Annotated in this window: 13 protein-coding genes; 2 read left to right on the top strand and 11 right to left on the bottom strand. The window is 45.2% G+C overall.

Translation table 11 applies throughout. From position 1 onward, the window contains the following. Nucleotides 1-33 precede the first annotated feature (33 nt). From FN831_RS05620 to FN831_RS05595, 6 genes are all read right to left on the bottom strand, one after another. Nucleotides 34-444, bottom strand: coding sequence for a c-type cytochrome (locus tag FN831_RS05620; RefSeq protein WP_142527246.1), 411 nt, complete (start codon nucleotides 442-444; stop codon nucleotides 34-36). A gap of 19 nt (nucleotides 445-463) precedes the next feature. Next, nucleotides 464-1516, bottom strand: coding sequence for a sugar phosphate isomerase/epimerase family protein (locus tag FN831_RS05615; protein ID WP_142527245.1), 1053 nt, complete (start codon nucleotides 1514-1516; stop codon nucleotides 464-466). Between the two features lie 4 nt (nucleotides 1517-1520). Beyond that, the gene (locus FN831_RS05610) at nucleotides 1521-2681 is read right to left on the bottom strand and encodes a Gfo/Idh/MocA family protein (RefSeq protein WP_142527244.1); all 1161 of its coding nucleotides are present in this window, start codon (nucleotides 2679-2681) and stop codon (nucleotides 1521-1523) included. Next, on the bottom strand, nucleotides 2681-4381 hold the full coding sequence (locus tag FN831_RS05605) for a GMC oxidoreductase (protein WP_142527243.1): 1701 nt from the start codon (nucleotides 4379-4381) through the stop codon (nucleotides 2681-2683). Before FN831_RS05605 ends, FN831_RS05610 begins: the two co-directional genes overlap by 1 nt. Nucleotides 4382-4402: 21 nt before the next feature. Continuing rightward, entirely contained in the window at nucleotides 4403-5041 is a 639-nt protein-coding gene (locus FN831_RS05600) for a gluconate 2-dehydrogenase subunit 3 family protein (protein WP_142527242.1), read from the bottom strand. Between the two features lie 164 nt (nucleotides 5042-5205). Continuing rightward, nucleotides 5206-6120, bottom strand: coding sequence for a sugar phosphate isomerase/epimerase family protein (locus tag FN831_RS05595; RefSeq protein ID WP_142527241.1), 915 nt, complete (start codon nucleotides 6118-6120; stop codon nucleotides 5206-5208). A gap of 154 nt (nucleotides 6121-6274) precedes the next feature. Between FN831_RS05595 and FN831_RS05590 the strand changes: the two genes are divergently transcribed. Together FN831_RS05590 and FN831_RS05585 are read left to right on the top strand one after the other, a co-directional pair. Further along, nucleotides 6275-7219, top strand: coding sequence for an NAD-dependent epimerase/dehydratase family protein (locus FN831_RS05590; protein WP_142527240.1), 945 nt, complete (start codon nucleotides 6275-6277; stop codon nucleotides 7217-7219). Between the two features lie 28 nt (nucleotides 7220-7247). Next, nucleotides 7248-7973: a YebC/PmpR family DNA-binding transcriptional regulator gene (locus tag FN831_RS05585; protein WP_142527239.1), complete on the top strand. Its 726-nt coding sequence runs from the start codon at nucleotides 7248-7250 to the stop codon at nucleotides 7971-7973. 28 nt (nucleotides 7974-8001) lie between these two features. On the opposite strand, the gene FN831_RS05580 is transcribed toward FN831_RS05585, so the two are convergent. The 5 genes from FN831_RS05580 to FN831_RS05560 form a co-directional block, all read right to left on the bottom strand. Next, nucleotides 8002-8793, bottom strand: a complete 792-nt coding sequence (locus tag FN831_RS05580; RefSeq protein WP_142527238.1) for a carboxylesterase family protein — start codon at nucleotides 8791-8793, stop codon at nucleotides 8002-8004. A gap of 94 nt (nucleotides 8794-8887) precedes the next feature. Next, nucleotides 8888-11185, bottom strand: coding sequence for a beta-glucosidase BglX (gene bglX / locus FN831_RS05575; RefSeq protein WP_142527237.1), 2298 nt, complete (start codon nucleotides 11183-11185; stop codon nucleotides 8888-8890). A 67-nt stretch (nucleotides 11186-11252) separates the two neighbouring features. After that, nucleotides 11253-12611, bottom strand: coding sequence for a glucoamylase family protein (locus FN831_RS05570; protein WP_142527236.1), 1359 nt, complete (start codon nucleotides 12609-12611; stop codon nucleotides 11253-11255). A gap of 124 nt (nucleotides 12612-12735) precedes the next feature. Continuing rightward, nucleotides 12736-14220, bottom strand: coding sequence for a RagB/SusD family nutrient uptake outer membrane protein (locus tag FN831_RS05565; RefSeq protein WP_142527235.1), 1485 nt, complete (start codon nucleotides 14218-14220; stop codon nucleotides 12736-12738). Nucleotides 14221-14231: 11 nt separating this feature from the next. Then, complete coding sequence (locus FN831_RS05560) at nucleotides 14232-17297, bottom strand: SusC/RagA family TonB-linked outer membrane protein (protein ID WP_142527234.1); 3066 nt, start codon at nucleotides 17295-17297, stop codon at nucleotides 14232-14234. Between the last annotated feature and the right edge of the window lie 28 nt (nucleotides 17298-17325).

Genomic DNA, 17325 nt, shown 5'->3' with positions numbered 1-17325 from the left:
TGGTTGGATAGGGATATCTGGTATTTAAGGGTTCTATTTTTTAAGTGAAAGTATCCAGGTTACCATTAATTTAGCGTCGTCTTTGCTCAGGTTAGGATGGGGTGTCATTGGCAGATCGCCCCAGGTACCTTTGCTTCCGGCAATCACAACATCTGCCAGATGGCTGATATTTGCATCATTGGAAGGATATTTCGCAGCAATATCCACATAGGCCGGGCCGATTATCTTTTGTGTTTTATTGTGGCATCCTACACAGTCGTTCATTGAAACCAGTTTTTCTCCCGGAAGCGTTGCTGTTGGTGTCTCCGCACTTACAGTTGCGCTGGTGTCAGTTGTCGTAGTTGATTTTGTCTTGATAGTTTCTTCTGTCTGCTGTGAAGAACCTCCGCATGAAGCCAGGGTTAAGCCCAGGCAGCCTAAGATCAGTAAAGTTGTGTGTTTCATTCTTTGTTTGTGCTAATTATTATATACCTAATATTTGTCGGTTAAAAGCCTCATCTGCACCTGTAGCGGCGAAATCATCAAAGGCCCTGGCAGTAACCGGGATAATGTGCTTTTTAATAAACTCGGCACCTTCTCTTGCACCGGTTTCAGAATCCTTGATGCAGCATTCCCATTCCATTACCGCCCAGCCTTTAAAGTCATACTGGGCAAGTTTACTGAATATTGTTTTAAAATCTACCTGTCCGTCGCCCGGCGAGCGGTAGCGCCCTGCGCGGTTTGCCCAGCTCTGGTAACCGCCAAAAGTTCCCTGTCTGCCGGTAGCATTAAACTCTGCATCTTTCACATGGAAAGCTTTAATACGTTCGTGGTAAAAATCAATATACTGGATATAGTCCAGCTGCTGCAACACAAAGTGTGAGGGATCATACAATAAGCATGCCCTTGGGTGGTTATTTACTTTTTCGAGGAACATTTCGTAGGTGATACCATCAAAAAGGTCTTCCCCCGGGTGGATCTCATAACAAACATCCACACCGCATTCGTCAAACTCATTTAAGATCGGCAGCCAGCGGCGTGCCAGTTCTTTAAACCCATCATCTACCAAACCCTCCGGTCTTTGCGGCCAGGGGTGGAACATATGCCATAATAGTGATCCGCTGAAGGTAGCATGTGCATTTAAGCCCAGGTTCTGTGAAGCTTTTGCTGCATATTTTAACTGCTGTACCGCCCATTCCTGCCGTGCAGATGGATTGTTGCGTAGGTTTGCAGGAGCAAAACCATCGAAAGCCTTATCAAAAGCCGGGTTTACAGCTACCAGCTGGCCCTGGATATGGGTAGAGAGTTCAGTAATTTCCAGTCCGTATCCTGCGATCTGCCCTTTCAGGTCATCTGCATAGGTTTTACTTTCGGCTGCTTTTTGCAGATCGATAAACCTGTTATCGAGTGTAGGCATCTGGATGCCCTTAAAGCCAAGGTCTGCCGCCCATTTACAGATACCTTCCAGAGAGTTGAAAGGTTCTTCTTCTCTGATAAACTGCGCTAAAAAAACTGCTGGTCCTTTAAGTGTTGTCATTCTTTTATATTTTGAAATCGTACCATTTCTGGGCCGACTGGCTTGATGCCACTACATTTTCTATAAACGCCATTCCTCTCACGCCTTCTTCCACACCGGGGAAGTCGAGCATTTCTGCTGTAGGTGTTTCACCGGCAAGCTGCGCCTGCAGTGTTGAGGCAAAATTCCGGTATATATTGGCAAAAGCTTCCAGGTAACCTTCGGGATGCCCGGCAGGAGTACGCGCATTGTATTGCGCTGCCTGTGCCAGGTAACCCTGTCCTGTACGGTAGATCTGGCTTGGCGCGTCCAGCCATTTTACCTTCAGCGTATTGGGTTCTTCCTGATGCCATTCCAGGCTGCCTTTTTCGCCGTAAACCTTGATCTTCAGAGCGTTTTCCTCGCCTGCGGCAATTTGGGAAGCTACCAATACACCATTGGCGCCATTGTTAAACTTCAGCAGAACATTGCCGTCATCGTCGAGCGGCCGGCCATCAACCACAATATTCAGGTCTGCACAGATCTTTGCGATCTCCAGGCCTGAGATATATTCTGCGAGCTGGGCTGCGTGTGTACCAATATCGCCCATGCAGCCGCTGATCCCGCTTTTTGCAGGATCGGTTCTCCATGAAGATTGTTTGTTGCCGTCACGTTCTGAAGGAAGGCTCAGCCATCCCTGCGGATATTCTACCAGCACTTTACGGATCGCTCCGAAGGCACCTTCTTTTACCATTTGACGTGCCTGTTTTACCATCGGATAACCAGAGTAGGTATAGGTAAGACACAGGGTTAAGCCTGTGTCTTTTACTTTTTCTTCCAGCTTTTTGGCTTCAGCCAGTGTAAGGCTGATCGGTTTATCGATCACTACATGGAAACCATGTTCCAGTGCCAGCATCGCCGGGGCAAAATGCGCGAAGTTAGGTGTAACGATAGTTACAAAGTGCATCCTGGTTTCGGCCGGGAGCAGGCTTTCCTTTTCGATCATTTCCTGGTAGCTGCCATAGTTCCTGTCTGCTGCTAAAAACAACAATTCGCCAGACTCCCTTGCAGTTTCCGGATTGGAGCTCAATGCGCCGCAAACCAGTTCTATCTGTCCGTCTATATTGGCTGCAATGCGGTGAACGGCGCCGATGAAGGCATTTTTTCCGCCACCGATCATTCCCATTCTTATCTTAGCTGCTGCCATTAAAGGTTTCCTTTTTTAAGTTCAGAAACTGCAAAATCCGCAGCTCTGGCTGTTAATGCCATAAATGTAAGTGATGGGTTTTGGCATGCGATTGACGGCATACATGATCCGTCAGTTACAAAAACATTTTTCACTTCGTGCATCTGGTTCCATTTATTGAGGACAGATGTTTTGGGATCATCTCCCATACGTGCTGTTCCCTGTTCGTGGATAGCCATACCCGGTGAAGATCCGTTGTCGAAGGTGGTGATGTTTTTCATGCCCGCGGCTTCCAGCATTTCTGCTGCATCGTTCATCATGTCTAAACGCATTTTTTGTTCATTGCCTTTAAACTCACAGTCGATAGCCAGAACAGGCATGCCCCATTTATCTTTCTTGGTTTTATCGATGTACACCCTGTTTTCATGATATGGAAGCGATTCGCCGAAGCCGCCCAGTCCCATTGTCCACAAGCCTGGCTGAGTCATCTGATCTTTATACTCACCGCCAAAGGCCAGTTCTGCAACATCTTTATGCCAGCCGGTACGGCTTGCACCACCCTGGTAGCCAAAGCCACGCAGGTAATCGCGTTTTTCACCGTTCATATTACGGTATCTTGGAATATAGATCCCGTTGGCACGTCTACCGTAGGTATATTTATCTTCAAATCCTTCTGCCTCGCCGTTTGCACCACAACGGAAGTGGTGGTCCATCAGGTTATGGCCAAGCTCACCGCTGCCATTGCCCAAACCGTTCGGATGTTCTGCAGAAGTTGAGTTTAACAGCAGGAATGTACTTCCCAGTGTAGAACCGTTTACAAAAACAATTTTAGCGTAGAACTCTACATTTTCCTTGGTCTCAGAGTCGATAACACGAACACCTTTGGCTTTCTGGGTTTCTTTATCATAGATGATAGATTCTACCAGAGAGAAAGGACGCAAGGTCAGGTTTCCTGTAGCTACAGCTGCCGGAAGGGTAGAGGACTGGGTGCTGAAGTAAGCGCCAAAAGGACATCCCCTGCTGCAGAGGTTACGGTACTGGCAGCTGCCTCTTCCGCCATGGGGCACGGTCAGGTTGGCTGTACGGCCAATGGTCATGATCCTTGCTTTTTTATAATGCTCCTCGATGCGTGATTTTACAGATTTTTCCACACAGTTCATCTCCATCGGAGGTAAGAACTGTCCGTCTGGCAGTGCAGGCCAGTTTTCTGCCTGTCCGCTGATACCGGCGAAACGCTCTACATAGTCGTACCACTTTTCGAGGTCTTTGTATCTGATCGGCCAGTCATTTCCATGACCGTCTTTTTTATTGTCTTCAAAGTTCAGGTCGCTGAAACGGTAGCTCTGACGTCCCCACATCAGTGATTTACCACCTACGTGAAATCCCCGGTACCAGTCGAAGCGTTTAACCTCGGTATAAGGGCATTCCAGGTCATTTACCCAGAAACTTTCGTTAAATTCCTGATATGGATAATCCCTGATCTGTACAGGGTGTGTCTTTTTTTGTTCTTCTGTCAGCAGGCCACGGTGTTCAAATTCCCATGGTTTTTTCATTGCTGTAGTATAGTCTTTGATGTGCTCAACGTTTCTGCCGCGTTCAAGCAGTAAAACCTTAAGTCCTTTTTCGGTTAGTTCTTTTGCTGCCCATCCGCCGCTGATACCGGATCCAACAACAATAGCATCATATGTATTTTGTGCTGTTGCTTTTGTATTTAAATTCATTGCTTGTTGTGCTAATTTGGTTTATGAATAAACTCTCTGACCAGGTTTCAGATCTACACAGCCATCATAGCGGCCGGGGATCTGTACATATTCGAGAGCCTGTGTAGCGCCGATTTCAGAAGTGAAATAACCAAGCATGGTTAAATCGCGCGCAATTGCAAAGAAATAAGGTGTACTTTTCGCATACCTGTCTGGTCCGGCCATTGGTTTTTCCAGTTTAAGGTTAGGGCCGGATGACGGTTTTTTTGCAGCTTCAGCTTTCTGGGCTGCCACAGTTTCATCACGTAATTTTCCGATCAGCTGCTCACGCTCTTTCGGGGAAATTTTAAGGAATGATTTGTCGAATTGTTTTTTCGAACGGTCTTCAAGATCTTCAAGCCCTTTTACAAATGCTTTTTGTGCATCCTCAGGGTAGCATTCCATAACCATCTTGGAAATGAACGGCCCTACACCTGCAGCTTTTGCGCCCGGTGTTTTTGTGTTAGGGATAATCACATCCGCTATTTCAGTGATGATCAGGTTCTGGTCATCCGAAAACAGATTCGATCCCTTATTAGCCGATGGCGAAGTACAGCCATCGATAAATACAGCGATTGTAGTTGCAGACAGTGCGCCTCCCATTAAAAAAGCAACACTCTTAACTGCCTCTCTTCTATTCATAGTGATTTAAATTTGGTTAATTATCGTATGTTGTTGTGCTATTGGACAGTCCAAATTAAGTAAAACAGTTGACAAAGTGTAATATTAACACACTAATATAATGTTATTGTTACTCAGGCCTGCCCGGAAAAATATTTATATCCTGACACTAAATTAATCTATAATTATGATAACAGGTCTTTTTTGATATAATTAATACTTTTGGTGATACTTTGGTAAGGGTCTATCTTAATCACATCCTGTTCTACAAACAGGTATTCCATTCCCGAAAGTTTTGCCTGTTTGAAGATGCTTTTGAAATCAATGCTGCCTGTTCCTACCTCGGTAAAAACTTTTTTATCTGCTTTATCCATATCTTTCACATGCCACATTTTGAAACGTCCGGGATGTAGCTTAAACATTTCCAGTGGATTGACTCCTGCATTTACCGCCCAGAACAAATCAAGCTCAAAGCTGACCATCGAAGGATCGGTTTCTTTCAGGAGAATATCAAATGGTGTTACGCCGTTTCCAAGATCAGTGAACTCAAAATTATGGTTATGATAGCCCAGTTTGAGGCCATGATTTTTGCAGAGCCCGGCTGCATGATTGAATTTGGCTGCGATTTCTTTAAAGTAATCTGATGTGCTTGCTTTTGCAGGGTCATGCGGTATTGAGGGAATCACAAAATACTTCTGCCCTACGGTAGCTGCAACTTCGATATACTGTTTGATGGTTTCATCATTTCCGCCTTCGATAAAATAGGAATTGGCATTGTAATGCCCGCTTGGAGAACTTAAGTGGTTGGCTGTCAGAAGCGACTTAAACGCTTTAGCATCCAGCCCCCAGAAACCGGGTGCAGCATTTGGTCCGGGATAACCGTAAAAGGTTTCTACCTGGTCGTAACCGATCTTCGCTACTTTTGAAATCGTCCCTTTGACATCTTTAAGTAGTTGTTCCCTCAGCGTATACAGCTGGATCCCTACTTTATGGGAGGGTAATTTTTCTGCCGCCATTGCAGAGGATAGTACCGAAGGGCTGAGGATTGCTGCTGCAGCAGCTATTCCGGCCTGTTGTAAAAAGTTTCTTCTGTTGCTCATATGATTTATATTTATGGTTCATTTTAAATTTACAGGGCATAAAGGGCCTGTAAAATGAGAGCATGAGCTATCAATATATGAAGATAAATATAATTAACAACATTTTTATTGGGGTTTGTTTCGTTTTTCTACCTTTGCCAAAATCTATATTTTAATGAACGAAAAAATAGTAGTTTTGGGCTCTAACGGCCAGATCGGCACAGAGTTAGTTACAGCCCTCCGTAAGACCTACGGGGAAGACAATGTGATCGCCTGCGATATCCGCCGTCCCGATTATGATATCAAGAATTCAGGCCCTTTTGAATTCGTTAATGTCCTGGAAAAGGATACTTTAAATAAAATATTTAACAAGTATAAACCCGCTCAGGTATACCTGCTGGCGGCTTTATTGTCCGCAACAGGGGAGCAGAACCCGCAGCTGGCCTGGGACCTGAATATGAACGGCTTGCTGAATATCCTTGACCTGGCTATCGTTTACAAAACGGCGAAGGTATACTGGCCAAGTTCAATCGCTGTTTTTGGACCAAATTCACCAAAAGACCAGACAGAACAATTTTGTGTAATGGACCCCAATACTGTTTATGGAATTAGTAAATTAGCAGGTGAAAGATGGTGCGAATATTATCACCAGAAATATGGGCTGGATGTACGCAGTATCCGGTATCCGGGCCTGATCAGCTGGAAGGCTGCTCCGGGCGGAGGTACAACGGATTATGCGATACATATTTTCCATGATGCCTTGAAAAAGGGGAGCTATGCTTCTTTTCTTTCTGCAGAAACGGAACTGCCCATGATGTATATGGATGATGCCATCCGCGGTACAATTGAATTAATGGATGCCCCTTCAGCACAGATCAGCATACGCTCAAGCTATAATTTTGCTGGGGTTAGCTTTACGCCGGAAGTGCTTGCGGCTGAAATCAGGAGCCATATCCCGGATTTTAAGCTAACTTACACGGCTGCTGATCCGCGCCAGCAGATTGCTGCCAGCTGGCCGCGTTCTATTGACGACCAGTTTGCCACGCGCGACTGGGGCTGGAAACCTGAGTTTGACCTGGCGAAGCTGACTGCAGATATGTTTAATAATTTAAAAAAATAAAATAGGGTAAGCCCTCAATAAGAATACAATGGGAAGAGCATTTGAGTTTAGAAAAGAAAGAAAATTTAAACGTTGGGCTAAGATGGCCGTACAATTTACCCGCATAGGGAAGGAAATTGTAATGGCAGTGAAAGATGCCGGCCCAAATCCGGATACCAACTCCCGCCTGCGTACTGCTATCCAAAACTCTAAGGCAGTAAATATGCCTAAACATACTGTTGATGCCGCGATCAAAAGGGCGTCCAATAAGGATGAGAATGGATACGAGGAGCATGTATATGAAGGATATGCACAGCATGGTGTAGCTATCCTGATCGAAACAGCAACAGACAATACAAACAGGACTGTGGCAAACGTGCGCAGTTACTTTAGTAAAACAGGCGGTTCCCTGGGCAAAACAGGTTCCCTGGATTTTATCTTTAACCGTAAATCGGTCTTCAGGTTTTTACCGGGAGAGAAGGATATGGAAGAGCTGGAGTTTGAACTGATTGACGCCGGACTGGAAGAACTTTACCTGGAAGCAGACGAAGAAGGTACTGAAGTTGCTGTTGTTCAGACTGCTTTTGAAGATTTCGGTAAAATGCAGAAAGCGCTTGAAGACATGGGATTTGAGATGAAAAGCGCTAAACTGGAGCGTATTTCACTGTCAACTACTGATGTTTCTGAAGAACAGGCGGCAGATGTGCTGAAGCTCATTGATAAACTGGAAGATGATGATGATGTGCAGGCAGTATATCACAATATGACAGAATAAAATAAAAGGTGGGGTTAATCTCCACCTTTTATTTTTTTAAGGTATGGCTAAACAACCAGGGCAGCAGCTCAGGTTCTGCCAGTGCAGCGTCCCAGCTGTTATGGTTGGCATCGGGATAATAACTAAATTTTACTTCTTTACCTACGATCTTTAGCTGATTGCTGATGGCGATGGAGTAAGCAGGGTTCACCTGATCATCTTTTCCGCCGTGGAAGATCCATAAGGGCACATTTTTATACTTATTCACATTTGCAAGAGTATCTCCACCGCAGATCGCAAAGGCAGCGGCAAAGGTTTTGGGCTTGCGGCGCAACAGCTCATAGGTTCCCATCCCTCCCATAGAAAGGCCTCCGATGTAAATCTGATTATGGTCTGCATAGGGTTTTTCCAGGAAGTTGTCAATCATGCCCATCAGGCTGCTCATGGCTTTGGTGGGTTTACCACCAGTTTGGAAACTGAACTTCCTTTTTCCGGCAGTATCGGTGGTGATGTTTACGTTGCTCCAGTAGCTGTTCTCAGGGCATTGCGGAAAAATCACTATCGCCGGAAATTGCGTACGCAGTTCTGGTTTAAGGAATAATTTACCACCATTTGCCAGTTGCATTTCATTATCGCTGCCACGTTCACCGCGGCCATGAAGAAAAATTACTACAGGATATTTCTTTTGGGGATCAAATGCTTCGGGAAACAAGATCCTGTATTGAATGGTATCTTTGGTAGTGATGTAACTGCCTTTACTGAATTTTGTGAGATCCTGTGCTTTTAGATTTGAGCTGCATATAATAAGTAGTGAAAAGAGGAGCAGTTTGTAATACTTCATGGCACTAAATTATAAAACCCGCCTGTATTACAAGCGGGTTTTAAACAATTTAAATTATTGTGCCTTCCATAAAATAACTGAAGGCCAAAATGCCTTACCTGCCAAAGCTGAAGCTGGCGGCTTTTACATCGCGTGAATTGGATCCGATGAACAGGTTAAAATCTCCCGGTTCAGCTGCGAACTTTAAGTCGGCATTAAAAAATTTGAGCATCTGCTCGTCAATCGTAAAGGTCACATGTTTACTTTCTCCTTTTTTCAGAAAGATCTTCTGAAATCCTTTCAGTTCTTTTACGGGTCTGGTGATAGATCCGTAAATATCCTGAATATACAGCTGCACTACTTCCTGGCCGTCATACTTACCTGTATTCTGAACATCTACAGATACCTGGATGGGTTGTCCGGCTTTAACAGCGGTCTTGTTCAGCTGTGGTGCCGAATACTGGAAACTGGTATAACTCAAACCATAACCAAAAGGATACAGGGGATCATTTGAACTATCGATATAACGGGATTTGTATTTTTCATTGGATATACCGTCGTAGGGGCGGCCGGTATTTTTATGGTTGTAGTAGATCGGTATCTGGCCCACGCTTCTTGGAAATGTTGAGGTCAGCTTACCAGCAGGGTTATAATTCCCTACCAGGATATCCGCAATGGCGTTACCTGCTTCAGTACCGCCAAACCAGGTTTCAAGAATTGCCGTTACGTTGGCATCTTCCCATTCCAGCGTAAGGGGACGGCTGTTCATCAGTACCAGCACTACGGGTTTTCCTGTAGCGTTAACTGCTTTTAACAGTGCTTTTTGATTTGGTAAAAGATCAAGATTGGTGCGGCTTGTGGCTTCGCCGCCCATCAGTGCACTTTCACCGAGTACCACAACGGCGATATCTGATTTGTTTGCTGCAGATACGGCCTCGCTGATCAGTTTATCCGCTGATTTTTCATCTGCAGCGATGTCTGCGCCATTGGCATTCAGTTGTTTTAAAATGGCAGCATCATCCACCAGATTTGCCCCTTTAGCATAAGTAATATCCAGATCCGGTGCTGCGTTTTTAAGGCCTTCCATTACACCGATTGCCTTTTTCCAATCGCCCGCCGCACTCCAGTTGCCAATCATATTGCGTTTGTCATCAGCCAGCGGGCCAATCAACGCAATCTTAGCTTTCTTTTGCAAAGGCAATACCTGGTTATCATTTTTCAATAATACCATTGATGCTTCAGCGATATTTTTTGCATCGAACCTGTTTTGCTGTGAAAGGATTTCTGTTTTTGCACGTTCTTCGTTCACATATTTATAAGGATCGGCAAATAAACCCAGTTTATATTTTGCTTCTAGCATTCTGCGGCAGGCAAGATCGATCATCTGCATGGTGATTTTTTTGTCCTGCAGGGATTGTTTGAGGGTGGTCAGAAATCCTTCGCCAACCATGTCCATGTCCGTTCCTGCAGCAAGAGCTTTTGCGCTCACTGTTTTCAGATCGCCCAGTCCGTGCGGTACCAGCTCATTAATTCCTGTATAATCACTCACTACAAATCCTTTAAATCCCCAGTTACTGCGCAGCAGATCGGTTAGCAACCACCTGTTTGCTGTGGCCGGTGTTCCGTTGATATCATTAAAAGAAGCCATTACAGAAGCAGCACCTGCATCAACTGCTGCTTTATAAGGCGGCAGGTATTCATTATACATTTTGATCAGGCTCATATCTGTAGTATTGTAATCCCTTCCTGCTTCGGCGGCGCCGTAGAGCGCAAAATGCTTGATGCAGGCGAGAATAGCATCTTTGTTGGACAGGCTGCTGGTCTGATATCCTTTGACCATGGCTACACCAATAAGCGAGCCCAGGTAGGGGTCTTCGCCTGATCCTTCAGCAATTCTTCCCCAGCGCGGGTCCCTTGCAATGTCTACCATAGGGGAGAAGGTCCAGTTTAAACCATCAGCACTTGCTTCCCTTGCGGCAATACGTGCACTTTTCTCAATCAGGTCAAGGTCCCAGCTGGTACTTAGTCCCAGAGGGATAGGGAATATGGTCTTGTGTCCGTGTATCACGTCATATCCAAATAACAAGGGAATCTTCAACCGCGACTTAGTCATCACCAGTTTCTGCAGTTTTTCTACTGCCTGAGGGGTAAAAGTGTTAAAAACACCGCCAACTAATCCCTTTTCAATCTTTTCGTCTACGCCCTCGCTTAAAACGGGTCCTGTAACGTCAAATCCTACAGCGGGCAAATTAAGCTGTCCGATTTTTTCATCCACAGTCATTTTAGACATCAGGCTGTTGATGAAAGTATTGATTTTCTGATCGGCTGCTGGTACGGTCTTTTTCTGTTGCGCGGATACTGTATTCGCCAGAAAAACAACCGCCAGGAAAAATAGGGGATTAGGTCTTCTCATATATTTAATGTATTTGTAATCATGGTTTAAATTATGTTATCCGATATCGTTTGGATCTACTAGTTCTTCAGGGCTTGCTTTCAATACCTAATTTGTCCAGCCCTTTTTTCACATCGGGACTGCTCATAAACAGCTTCCATAATAATCCGCTGCGGTAATTTTCAATCATGCAGATAATCGGTCCCTGGTCGATAGCAAGGTGCGATTTGGCATACCAGTTATGTTCTTCGCTAAAGCCATCGACAAATCCGTATTCGCTCCATATTTTATCCCCAAGGTCAAAATAGAAATGTTTTAGTGCCTTCATTGAATATTCAGGTGTATAAGGAAAAGCAGAAAGTGCCGCTGTAGGACTGATTACGCCCAGATCTTCGGTTGGTGAATGCGCCGCATATCCCTGCCAGCTGTCGCTTGCCGTTAAGCCCCAGCTATTCTCGCCATAACCTTTATAATGTTTTGGATTTTCCACGCAGTAGGCATGGTTGATCAGTGTATGATTTTTGTTCTGCTCAAAATAATCAGCATAACGATCTTTTAACCCACGCGGGTCCAGGCCTAAAAAGGAGTAGTGGGTAAAAAATAAAGGACCGCCAAAGTCAAAGCCCAGCGGGAGGGTTATCCCGAGGAATTTCTTACCATTAAAAAAGGTATTGCTATTGGCCCAGCCGTCTTCGTAGACCCTTTTGTCGATTGCAAATTTTGGTGAAGAAGCTGCCAGCACGTACGTGATAAAACATTCGTTCCATCCTTTCAGCTGATGGTTCATGCTCCAGTCATTGTTGGGGCTCCAGTGCCAGTACAATACATTTTGTTGCTGCGTGAACCAGTTCCATTCGATACCTTCCCACATCCAGAGGATCCTGTTGCGGATATCGTTTTCTACTGCATTGTCTGCGGTATAATACTGACGTGCCGTAAGCAGTCCCTGGAAAAGGAAAGATGTTTCCACCAGGTCGGCGCCGTCATCTTTTGGGCTAAACCTGATCACCTTACCTGTCTCTCCGTTGAGCCAGTGTGGAAAAGCTCCATGAAACATATCCGCTTTCCAAAGGAAGTCTACAATTTTTTTTGTTCTTGCTGCAGCCTGCTCCCTGGTAATAAACTTACGTTCTGAAGCTACAATCGTAGCCATCACGCCAAAGCCGGTGCCCCCGGTAGTGACCACTTCATCGCCATAATCAAAAGACCTGTTGCTGCGTTCGCGTGCCATTCCGCTTACCGGGTGTCCAAAGTCCCAGAAATAGCGAAAGGTTTGTTTCTGAACAAGATCGAGCAGCTGCTCATCGGTCAGTTTTTTTTGAATTTTAAGCTGCGGTGTAATATGATCTGTACCTTTTGTCTGTGCTTGTGCCGGCTGTGCGTTAAAGCAAAAGCCAGATATCAGCACTGCAGCGGTAAGGCATAAATATAGTTTGCGTTTCAGCATATCAGTTATGTATAAAGAGCAGCCCATTTAATAAGTACAACCAGTAATCAAAGCTGCCTGGGGTCTGAAAAAAAAGGCTGCCGGCCAAAACCGGCAACCTCGATATGATCTGGTTAGATAGGAATTAATAACCCGGGTTCTGAGTGAGCAGTCCGCCGCTCAGGTCAATTTCTGTTTGAGGAATTGGCCAGATTTCATTTCTTCCGGCTTTCCACCCTTTAGGGCCAAACACTGCTGTTCCGCGCCCCTGACGGATGACATCGAAATAACGGTCAAATTCCATTGCAAATTCTGATCTCCTCTCGCGGTAGATCGCAGCACGGATTGTTGCCTGATCGGTAGCTGTTACTGCAGGAAGAATGGCAGGGTTACCCTGACGGGCCCTTGCACGAACTCTTTCCAGCGAAGCAAGTGCCTGTGTTGAATTGCCCAGTTCATTGGCAGCTTCAGCATTCATCAGCAAAACATCTGAAAAGCGCAATACACGTACATTTTGCTGTGCACCTTCATTAAAGCCGTTTACAAAAAGGCTAAAAGGGACATATGATTTCTGGTTATACATCGGGTTATCTCCTGAAGCATCAATTACATCGCCCTGCGGTGTAGTTTCACCCCTGAAAATGATGGTCGCATCCCTTCTTGGATCGCCTGTTTCAAACGAGGCCGCTAAATCTGCGGTAGGCACATTGAATCCCCATCCACCACCTCTGGCTGCACGTACACCCTGTACCTGTGAATACTGTGAGTTTGAAGCTGCGGTATTTCCGGGAACCAGTGCACACTGAATCTCAAAGATGGATTCGCTGCTGTTCTCGTTAGGAATGCGGAAAACAGATTCGAAATTTGGGAGCAGACTGTAGTTCATGCCCATAACGGTATTGGTATAAGCCAGTACATCCGACCATTTTTTCAGGTACATTGCCACCTTTGCATGCATCGTCAGCGCGGCACCTTTTGTTGCTCTTCCGAGGTTAGCGGCAGCATAACTTGCCGGTAAGCCTTCAGCTGCTTCAGTCAGGTCTTTTTCAACCTGGGCATATACCTGTACAGCGTCAGTTCTTGGAATGTTATATTCCGAAGCGTCTTTAGGTACAGTTAACCGTAAGGGCACAGCACCAAAGGCGCGTACCAGCCTGAAGTATGACATTGCACGTATAAATTTAGCTTCTGCAAGGTACTGGGCTTTCAGTGTGGCATCCATTGTAATTGCCGGCACATTATCGAGCACCTGGTTACAGTAATTGATGTTCCGGTACTGACCATTCCAGAAGCCTGAAATATTACCTTGGTTAGGATCAATAGTAAAGGTATCAAAGTCATTAAAATAACTGGCATCGCTTGGGCTGCTGCCTTTTTCGGCATCATCCGAGCCCATACTTTCTATCGCAATTGCAGGGAAGGCAGTGTTTTCCCATGATCGCATATTGCCATAGATTGCATTTACGCCTTTACCAGCATCATCGGCAGTTTTCCAGAATACTTCACTTTGTTGTTGTCCCTGCTGAGGGACGTTAAGAAATTCCTTTTTACAGGAAGGGAAGAGAGATGCAGCAATGAAGATACCTGCTCCCAAAACCGATTTTGAATATAATTTATTGTTGAGTTTCATGTGATTGCAGATTAGAAGGTCAGATTAACACCAAAGTTGTAAGTTGCGTATAACGGATACACATTCGCATCGATACCACCATTGAGGGTAGTGTTGGACAGCGTATTGGAGATTTTCTCTGCAGCGTTGACTGGCACAGGGCCCACCTCCGGGCTAAATCCTTTGTATCCGAACAGATTGATGGCATTCTGAGCATTTGCATAGAACCTGATTTTCTGTATTTTCCATTTCGCCAGGATTTCTTTTGGCAATGTATAGCCTAACTGTGCATTTCTTACTCTGAAGTATGATCCGCTCGATACATAAAACGAGTTGGGAGCAGAGTTGGCAGATGAACCTATACTTGTAGAAGGATAAGTATTTGAGGTTCCTGCGCCATGCCAGCGGTTATCCACAAAATCTTTGGTGAAGTTTTCATTACCGTAGCGGTAGGCCAGGTTAGCGTTGTAGATATCTACTCCGGCAACACCCTGGAAGTCCAGTGCAAGGTCAAAGTTTTTATAGGCAAAGTTGGTATTTACGCCATAGGTATATTTGGGGTTGGGATTTCCAATCACCGTTCTGTCAAGCGAAGTGATTTTACCATCGCCGTTGAGATCCTGATATTTGAAACCACCTGGCAATGCTCCTGACTGCACCGGGGATGCTGCAATGTCTGTTGCATCCTGGAATATACCTGCGGTTTTATAACCGTAAAACTGACCAATCGGGTCGCCTGCTACAGTTCTTGTAGCCAGGTAACCATTGGTAATACCTGTGCTGCCGCTGTAAATCGGGTTGCTGCCCGTACTTACGTTTAATACTTTGTTGGCATTGTAACCGATGTTACCTCCGATGGAATAGGTAAGGCCGCTGGCCGTTTTATCACTCCATGAGGCTGAAAGTTCCACCCCTCTGTTCTGCAGGTCGGCCTGGTTGCCTAGGATCTGGTTGTCTACAGTTCCCAGTGAACCCAGGATCGGCAGGGCAAAGATGGCCCTTGATGTTTTACGTGTGTAAAAATCACCTTCAACAGTTAACCTGTTACCAAGGAAGCCGGCTTCAAATCCTGCATTGGCACCGATACCTTTCTCCCAAACGATGGAAGGAGGAACGAGTGTATTTCTGCTGGCACCAGTATATAATACATTGTTGTAAATTGCAGCAAGGTCAGCAGTTTGTGCGATCAGCGCCTGTGTAGGATTTACCGGTACACTGGCATTACCTACAATACCGTAGCTACCGCGGATTTTCAGGTTGCTGAACAGCTTCTGGTTTTTCATAAAATCTTCATTGGTCACTACCCATCCAGCACCTACCGAAGGAAAATATCCCCAGGTTTCGTTGCCATAGAATTGCGATGCACCGTCTGCGCGGATTGAAGCATTCAGCAGATATTTGTTTTTAAAGGCATAGTTTACCCTTGCAAAGTATGATGCGAACTTGATCAGACTGGCCTGGTCGTCCACATAACGGTCATCCACATTGCCCAGTCTCAGGTAAAGGTCGGCATCGCTGTTATAAGGTACGTCACGTGCAGTGGCATTGATGGAGTATGACCTGTTACTCTGTGCCGACTGGCCAAGGAGCACGGTCAGGTTATGATCTTCCTTGAATGTATTCTGATAGGTCAGCGTATTCTCGATGATCCAGTTGCGGGTTTCCACACGTTTCAGGTCGAGCGTGCTGCTTTCTGCCTGTTGTGCAAAAGTGGCATAATAAACCGGGGCATATGTTCTTGCTTCGAGCTGGCCAAATTCACCGCCAACGCTGGTCCTGAATGTAAAATGTTTTAAAAACTTCAGTTCTGCATAGATATTTCCCGTAGCCCTGTATTCCTTGGAGGTCTGATTAAAGAAATCAAGGGTAGCCTGTGGATTGAAATTCGCCCCGTCACCAAGTTTCTGACTGTTGGGATCGCCATAAGAACCGTCCGGATTGAATACAGGTACTGTTGGCGAAGCCGAATATAACTGGTGGAAAATTGTAAGCGGAATGTCCTTTGATTTTGTTGCAACGCCTGTAACGTTGTAACCAACTTTCAGATTTTTGAAAATCTGGATATCATTTGATACTCTTGCTGTATATCTTTTGTAGTTATTGGTTTTTACAATACCATCCTGATCCAGATAACCGAGTGAGATATTATAAGTGGATTTATCCGATCCGCCGGTAACCGACAAACTATGATTCATTACAAAAGCATTCTGAAGGATCTGATCGTACCAGTCTGTGCCTTTGCCCAGCGAAGCAGGATTTGCAAAAACGTTTGCGCCCCCGTTCTGGGTAGATAGTTCATTGGTAAGCGTGGCATACTCTGAAGCATCGGCCATTTTCACTTTATTGGTAACCTTTTGAAATCCTGCATAGGCATCGTAATTGATTACTGTAGGAGCACCAATCTTTCCTTTTTTGGTAGTAACCAGTACCACACCATTGGCGGCACGGATACCATAGATAGATTGTGCAGATGCATCTTTCAATACACTCAGTGTTTCAATGTCAGCAGGGTTCAGGAAGTTGATGTCGCTGTACCACACCCCGTCTACGACATATAAAGGTGCCTGGTTACCAAAAATAGTACCTAAACCACGTATACGGATCTGAGGGGCTGAGCCGGGCGAACCCGAATTGGTGATAGATACACCGGCAATCTTGCCCTGCAAAGCACTTACAGGATTTTGTGATGCCTGTTTAGAGAGTTCCTCACCTTTTACACTGGCTACGGATCCTGTAACATCGATCTTGCGCTGCGTACCATAACCTACTACTACAACCTGCTCAAGCTGCTGTGAAGATGATACCAGTGAAACATTTAATGTTGTTTGATTATTGACAGGAACTTCCTGTGTGGTATAGCCGATATAAGTAAAGACTAAGGTCGCGTTAGCGGGCGCGCTAATTGTAAACACCCCGTTACCGTCTGTTTGAATTCCTGTTGTTGTGCCTTTAATGGTAACGCTTACAGAAGGCAGGGTTGTTTTATCCTGACTGTCTGAAACCAGTCCCTTAACAGTGATGTTTTGGGCTGATGCAACATTAAAAAGCAATAGACAAAGAAAACTTAAAACAGAAAATTTGGTAAAGATTCTTTTCATGCTCGTATTTGGTTTTATGTTTAATTGT

The sequence above is a fragment of the Pedobacter westerhofensis genome (assembly GCF_900182595.1).
GTDB lineage: Bacteria > Bacteroidota > Bacteroidia > Sphingobacteriales > Sphingobacteriaceae > Pedobacter > Pedobacter westerhofensis.
Note: the sequence above shows the minus strand (reverse complement) of the source record. Positions and strands in the feature narration are given on the sequence as shown.